General features: G+C 53.6%; 3 protein-coding genes. All 3 read left to right on the forward strand.

Translation table 11 applies throughout. The features are described 5' to 3' along the window. Positions 1-314 precede the first annotated feature (314 nt). The 3 genes from B2Y11_RS08690 to B2Y11_RS08700 all read left to right on the forward strand — a co-directional run bounded on the left by B2Y11_RS08690 (position 315) and on the right by B2Y11_RS08700 (position 5,463). Positions 315-2,726, forward strand: a complete 2,412-nt coding sequence (locus B2Y11_RS08690; RefSeq protein ID WP_291058065.1) for a U32 family peptidase — start codon at positions 315-317, stop codon at positions 2,724-2,726. Then, positions 2,727-5,078 (forward strand): endonuclease MutS2, encoded by a 2,352-nt coding sequence (locus B2Y11_RS08695; RefSeq protein WP_291058067.1) that lies wholly within the window; start codon positions 2,727-2,729, stop codon positions 5,076-5,078. A 151-nt stretch (positions 5,079-5,229) separates the two neighbouring features. After that, positions 5,230-5,463 carry a YdbC family protein gene (locus tag B2Y11_RS08700; RefSeq protein WP_291058071.1) on the forward strand — a complete coding sequence of 78 codons (234 nt, stop codon included), beginning with the start codon at positions 5,230-5,232 and terminating at the stop codon, positions 5,461-5,463. Positions 5,464-5,483 lie beyond the last annotated feature (20 nt).

The following is a 5,483-nucleotide window of genomic DNA, read 5'->3' on the forward strand; positions in this document are numbered from 1 at the left end:
ACAATGCAAGCCCCGTAACGCTGATTTTATATTCATTGCCGCGGCAGCGGCAATCCTTCCCATCTGAACCCCTCTGAACCTTTCGAACCCTTTCAACACAACCTTTCTACACAACCCACCGCCGTCAGGCGGTCACAACCTGCGGGCCCGCCCCCCTTTGGTGCTAACGCACCACCTTCCCCCACGGGAAAGCATGTCACTGGATTCTCAGTTGCCTTTGGCTCCCTACGAATCCAGTTCCTTTGCCACCCCGCAGGCAGTGGGACAATAAGTGAGGGGAGGGAACCCTTATTAGAATACACAGGAGGAATACCATGGAATTACTGGCACCGGCAGGATCACCGGAACATTTGAGAGCAGCCCTGGACGCCGGGGCGGATGCGGTTTATCTGGGCGGCAAGCTTTTCAGCGCCCGCCGGTTTGCCGGGAATTTTTCCAATGCGGAGATGGCAGAGGCCATTTCCGAGGCCCATCTTCACGGGGCGGCTGTGTATGTGACACTGAATACCCTTATTGGCGATGTGGAAATGAGGGATTTGAAGGCTTATCTTTCCTTTCTGGAAACCCTTCCCTTAGACGGGCTTCTGGTGCAGGATCTGGGGGTGGCAGCGCTGGCCCGCAGGCTGGCTCCATCCATTCCTCTTCATGCGTCCACCCAGATGACCATTTCGAACCTGGACGGCGCCCTTTTCATGAAGTCCCTGGGATTCCAGCGGGTGGTGCTGTCCCGGGAGCTGTCTCTTCCGGAAATCAAAAAGATTGTGGAGGAGTCGGGGGTGGAAATCGAAGTCTTTGTCCATGGCGCCCTCTGCGTGTGCTATTCCGGCCAGTGCCTCATGAGTTCCTTTATGGGCGGCCGCAGCGGAAACAGGGGGGCCTGTGCCCAGCCCTGCCGCATGCCCTACCATCTGGTGGATGATAAGGGTCATAGATATAATCATGATGGCGATTATATCCTGAGCCTGAAGGATATGATGGGCATTGAGCGTATTCCCGATTTCCTTGGTGCAGGGGTGACGTCTCTCAAAGTGGAGGGGCGCATGAAGAGCGTGGAGTATGTCTACAACACCGTAGCTGCCTACCGCCGTGCCATTGATGAGGCGGAGAGGGGGAGACAGGCGGACACAGAGCCCCTGGTGCTTTCCCTGAAGGAGGAGTTCAACCGGGGCTATGCCTCCTCCTATCTGGATGATCATATCGGGAAACATATGATGACTGCCCTGGCTCCCGGAAATCACGGCGTAGATGCAGGCCGGGCGGAGCAGGTGAAAGGGGCGGTTTTCCGTTTCCACAGCTCCATTGCAGAAATTCCCGGAAAGGTGACGGGCATTTCCTATGAAACGGACCATCACACCATGGCCTTTGTACCCATGAAGGACGTAGAAGAAAGGAAGGGCACATTCACCGTCCGCTATAACGAAAGGCCGAAGGAAATGGGGACGGTGTACTTTGTGGTGGAAGGAAAGAAGCAGTCCACTGCCATGAAAGACAGGAAGGGGAAAATTCCTCTTTTCCTTTCCTTTGAAGCCCTGCCGGGGAAACATCTTACCACGACCCTTTCCGACGATAAGGGCCATGAGGTCATCCTTTCTTCCGATTACACAGCGGAAAAAGCGCTGTCAAAAGTCACTTCTGAAGAAGACATCAGAAAGCAGCTGGGCCGCCTTGGAAATACCTGGTTCACTCTAGCCGGTGCCTCTATCCATAACGAAGGCTGCATGGTGCCGAAAAGCATTCTGAACCATATGCGCCAGGAGGGGGTGGAAAAAATCACCGCCCTCAGGCAGGAGGCCCATGAAAAGACCATTCCGGGGAAGAGGGCCATTTCCTTTACGCCCCTTGTGACTTCTCCCTTTAAGAAAGAGGGGCCCCATGTGGTGGTGCGTACCACCTCCCTTGACCAGGTGGAGGAAGGCCTTTCTCTTGGCCTCTCCCATTTCCTCTTCGGCGGGGAAACCTATGACCACCGGTCTATCCCTGTGAAGGACTATGAAAAGGCTTTATCCCTGGTAAAGGAAAAGGGCGGCACCATTACCTTTGCCCTGCCAAGGGTGGTGCGTGAGAAGAACCGTTTGAAAGAGGACGCTTTGATTTCCTCTCTGGCTGCCCTTTCACCCGACGGCATGATGGCCGAGTATCCCGGGGTCATCCATTTGTGGGAAAAGGGGAAATGGACCGTACCCCTTCTGGCAGGCACATCCTTCAATCTTTTCAACGGCGCCGCGGTGAAGGAAATCGAAAACTGGGGTCTTGCCGGCGCCATGGTATCGGAAGAAGCCACCATACCCCAGATCCGGGATATGGTGAAGGCGGCGTCCATCCCCCTTTCCGCCCTTGTATACGGCAGGACGGAAATGATGGTGTCCGAGTACTGCGTCATCAACAGCGTTATGGGAGACAGGGACAAGAATCACTGCCCCCGGTACTGCATGAAGGGCTCCTATTTCCTTGAAGATGAAAAGGGCGCCCGCTTCCCGGTGAAAACGGACGAGTGGTGTCATATGCATATTTTAAATACCCGTCGTCTTGATATGGCGCCCTACCTTGGAGCCCTGAAGGAAATCGGCCTTACAGGCTTTGTGCTGGATCTCAGGGCGGAAAAGGATGCTGCCCCGGTAATGGCAGCCTACAGGGACATTGTGAGCGGAAAGAAAAAGGCTCCGGCCCCTTCTTCAAAAGGGGAAAGGGATATAACCCGGGGACACTTCTTCAGAGGAGTTTTATAAATGGAAAAAGATATACTGGAAATACTTGAATTTAATGAAATCAGGAAGAAACTGGCGGAACTTGCGCCGTCGGCCCTGTCAAAGAAAATGGCTTTGGAGCTTCTCCCTTCCTCCGTGCCGGAGGTGGTAGAAAAAAGCCTGCAGGAAACGGAAGAAGCATCCGTCCTGCTGGAAAGGGAAATCACTCCCCCCCTGGGAGAAACCCATGACATTCTGGAAACACTGAAAAAGGCGGAAAAGGGAAGCCTCCTTTCCGCCAAAGAATGCATGGACCTTTCCAACTCCCTGGACACCTATAAGAAAATGCACCATTACTTCGAAGGGGAAAGACACCTGCAGTATCCGGCGCTGGAAGAGATTTCATCCCTTCTTGTACCTCAGGAAACCCTGATTTCCCGTATCCATCAGATATTTGACGAACATGGCGAAGTAAAGGACCAGGCCTCTTTAAAGCTCTTCCGCATACGTACCCAGAAGGAAACGATGAAGTCCAGAATCCGCCGGGCCTTTCGGCACATTCTGGAGGATAAGGACCAGGCAGCCTACCTGCAGGACGCCATCATTACCCAGCGGAACGGCCGCTACGTGGTGCCGGTGAAGGAAGAATACCGCTACAAATTCAGCGGCATCGTCCACGACCGTTCCTCCACCGGACAGACTCTCTTCATGGAACCTATGGTGTCCGTGGAACTGAACAACGACCTGGCGGAAATGACGGCGGCGGAAAAGCAGGAAATCCGGGAAATTCTGGAAGGACTGACGGAAGAAATAAAAAAGACGGCAGATGTCACAAGAAACAACTGCCGTCTGGCTACGGATATGGAATTCATCTTTGCCAAAGCCCGCCTGGCCCTTGCCATGAAAGGCGTCAAGGCCCTCCACTCCGAAAGGGGCGTCCTGGACCTTCGGAAAGCCCGCCATCCATTAATCCCTGAAGATCGGGTGGTGCCTGTTTCCATGACCCTTGGCAAAACCTTCCGCATCCTCATCATCACCGGCTCCAATGCCGGCGGCAAAACCATTGCCATCAAAACAGCAGGCCTCCTTTCCCTCATGAACCAGTCCGGCCTCTTCATTCCGGCGGAAGAGGGATCCATGCTTCCTGTGTATGACCACATCTATGCCATCATCGGCGACGAACAGAGCATCCAGGATAATCTCTCCACCTTCTCCAGCTACATTACCCAGCTCGTTTCCTTCCTGCCCTCTGCAGGAGAAAAGGACCTGGTACTCCTGGACGAACTGGGCTCCGGCACCGACCCGGTGGAAGGGGCGGTCCTGGCCCAGTCGGTGACGGAATACCTGCAGATGAAAGGGGCTCCTGCCATCATTACCTCCCATTTCAGCGAAATGAAGAAACTGGCCTATGAAACAAGGGGCATTGAAAACGCCTTTGTGGAATTTGATGAAAAGACCCTGGCTCCTACCTACCGACTCATTATCGGCGTCGCAGGCAACAGCAACGCCTTCAATATCTGCCGCCGCTTCGGCATGCCCGATGTCATCCTCGGCCGGGCCATTCAGCTCAAAAACGAATCCCCCCTCCATAACATGGAAGAAGTGATGGAGCGGCTGAACAGCCAGAGCCGGGACATGAACCGGGAAAAAGAAGAAGTGGACAAGACCCTCCGCCAGGCGGAAGAACTGAAAAATTCCCTGGAAAGTGCCAGAGATGAATTCTACCGGCGGAAAGACTCCATCCTTGAAAAGGCAAGAGAAGAAGCGGAAACCATGAAACGGGACCTCCGCGTCCAGTCCGAAGCCATTATCAAAGACCTGAAGAAAAACGCCGCCGCCATGAACAGGAATAAACTGGGTGACAAAATCTCCGACATCCGCGGCAAAATCGACGGCCTTAACGTGCCGGGCAAAGAAAACCGGCGGGAAAAACTGCCCAAAGACCAAGTAAAAAAAGGCACCTGGGTGTACATCGACACCATAGACAGCGAAGGCACTATCGCTTCCGTCAGCAGAAACCAGGTCCAGGTCCAGTGCGGCCTTATCCAGGTCAAAGTCACTGCCGATCACCTCTTCAAAGCAAAAAAGCCAAAGAAACAGGAAAAAATCCTGCCCTATGCCCGTAAAAAGACAATGACCCGCTCCGTAGCTGCTGTCCACACCGAACTCAACGTCATCGGTAAAACAGTGGACGAAGCCATTCCTGAAGTGGACCGCTTCCTCAACGAATGCTTTATGGCCGGTATCTCCCCGGTACGCATCATCCACGGCAAAGGAACCGGCAGCCTCCGGCGGGGCGTGCAGGACTACCTCAGAACACTCAACTTCGTCACCGAATTCCACGAAGCGGACCCCTCCAACGGAGGCGCTGGCGTGACGGAAGTATATTTCTGAGGATACGCCCTTTATGTCACGCTCCGGCGGGCGATGGGAAAAGCAAACCCCGCCTGTGGCAGGGGCACACTTACTATAGGGGCCTTTTTCCTTTACATTCCTCCCTCCATATGTTAGGATAGTCCTAGTTTGAACGAATGAGGTGAATATGATGGCTGCTAAAATTACGTATACCATTCAGGAAGAATTAGGCGATCTGTCTGTGGCTGCCAATGGCTGGAAGAAACAGCTGACCTATACCAGCTGGAACAACCGGGACGAGAAGTTTGATCTTCGCTCCTGGAATCCGGACCATACAGCTATGACAAAGGGACTGACTCTGACGAAAGAGGAAATCCTGAAGCTGAAGGATATCCTGAACGAAATTGATTTCGATAAGTATTAAGGAAGCACTGATTCATTCAT

This window comes from Dialister sp. UBA1703, from assembly GCA_002320515.1.
Taxonomy (GTDB): Bacteria; Bacillota; Negativicutes; order Veillonellales; family Dialisteraceae; genus Dialister.

Coding starts and splice junctions, on each gene's coding strand:
- B2Y11_RS08695 (WP_291058067.1), top strand. CDS start 2,727: ATGGAAAAAGATATACTGGAAATACTTGAATTTAATGAAATCAGGAAG.
- B2Y11_RS08690 (WP_291058065.1), top strand. CDS start 315: ATGGAATTACTGGCACCGGCAGGATCACCGGAACATTTGAGAGCAGCC.
- B2Y11_RS08700 (WP_291058071.1), top strand. CDS start 5,230: ATGGCTGCTAAAATTACGTATACCATTCAGGAAGAATTAGGCGATCTG.